Origin of the sequence: Flavobacterium rakeshii (assembly GCF_009741375.1) — a bacterium.
Taxonomy (GTDB): Bacteria; Bacteroidota; Bacteroidia; order Flavobacteriales; family Flavobacteriaceae; genus Flavobacterium; species Flavobacterium rakeshii.
The window spans coordinates 1-1605 of record NZ_WOWP01000042.1 but is presented as its reverse complement, the minus strand read 5'-3'; the positions used below and the strand labels follow the sequence as shown (position 1 = coordinate 1605).

Annotated in this window: 1 protein-coding gene; it reads right to left on the bottom strand. The window is 46.0% G+C overall.

Annotated elements, in window-relative coordinates; all coding sequences use genetic code 11:
* A partial coding sequence (locus tag GN157_RS11405; protein WP_157483523.1) for an HYR-like domain-containing protein occupies positions 1–1605 on the bottom strand: 1605 nt, incomplete at both ends.

The window sequence follows — 1605 nt, the reverse complement described above, 5'->3', positions numbered from 1 at the left end:
CTCCATTGGTTCTGAACTCCAAACCGGAGCGGTAGTATCTTCGATAGTGATTATCTGAGTAAATACTTCCGATACATTACCACATTCATCAGTAGCTACCCAAGTGTTGGTGTAAGTACCACTATTGGCACAACCTGATGATACAAACGAACCTTCGGTTTTAGTGTATGAAATCTCACCGTCACAGTTATCGGTAGCTACAGGCTGTTGCGCCTGAGCAGCGGCCAATCCGTCAAGGTCGCTACATTCTAAAGTAATATTCAGTTCAGCATCCATTGTTGACCAAACCGGAGCAGTAGTATCCTCAATAGTGATTATCTGAGTGAATACTTCCGATACATTACCACACAGGTCGGTGGCTACCCAGGTATTGGTATAGGTACCCGCGTTGGCACAACCGGAGGACACGAATGAACCTTCCGTTTTAGTATATGAAATCTCACCGTCACAGTTATCGGTTGCTACAGGCTGTTGTGCCTGAGCAGCGGCTAATCCGTCAAGGTCACTACACTCTAAAGTGATGTCAAGCTCCATTGATTCTGAACTCCACACCGGAGCCGTAGTATCTTCGATGGTTATCACCTGAGTGAATATCTCCGATACATTACCACACAGGTCGGTGGCTACCCAGGTATTGGTATAGGTTCCTGCGTTAGCACAACCAGAGGATACAAACGAACCTTCAGTTTTAGTGTAGCTGATTTCTCCGTCACAGTTATCGGTAGCTACAGGCTGTTGCGCCTGAGCGGCAGCCAGTCCGTCAAGGTCGCTACATTCTAAAGTAATATCTAGCTCCATTGGTTCTGAACTCCAAACCGGAGCGGTAGTATCTTCAATAGTGATTATTTGGGTAAATACTTCCGATACATTACCACACAGGTCGGTTGCTACCCAGGTATTGGTATAAGTACCACTATTGGCACAACCTGAGGACACAAACGAGCCTTCAGTTTTGGTATATGAAATCTCACCGTCACAATTGTCTGTTGCTACAGGTTGTTGTGCCTGAGCGGCAGCCAATCCGTCAAGGTCGCTACATTCTAAAGTGATGTCAAGCTCCATTGGTTCTGAACTCCAAACCGGAGCAGTAGTATCTTCAATAGAGATTATTTGGGTAAATACTTCCGATACATTACCACACAGGTCAGTTGCTACCCAGGTATTGGTATAAGTACCACTATTAGCACAACCTGAGGATACGAAAGAACCTTCCGTTTTAGTGTAGCTGATTTCTCCGTCACAGTTATCGGTTGCAACAGGCTGTTGCGCCTGAGCGGCAGCCAATCCGTCAAGGTCACTACATTCTAAAGTAATATCTAATTCAGAAGAAGCAGTACTCCAAACCGGAGCAGTAGTATCTTCGATAGTGATTATTTGAGTAAAGATTTCCGATACGTTTCCACACAGGTCGGTTGCTACCCAGGTATTGGTATAGGTTCCTGCGTTAGCACAACCTGAGGACACGAACGAGCCTTCTGTTTTAGTGTATGAAATCTCACCGTCACAGTTGTCGGTTGCTACAGGCTGTTGCGCCTGAGCAGCGGCTAATCCGTCAAGGTCGCTACACTCTAAAGTGATGTCAAGCTCCATTGGTTCTGAACTCCA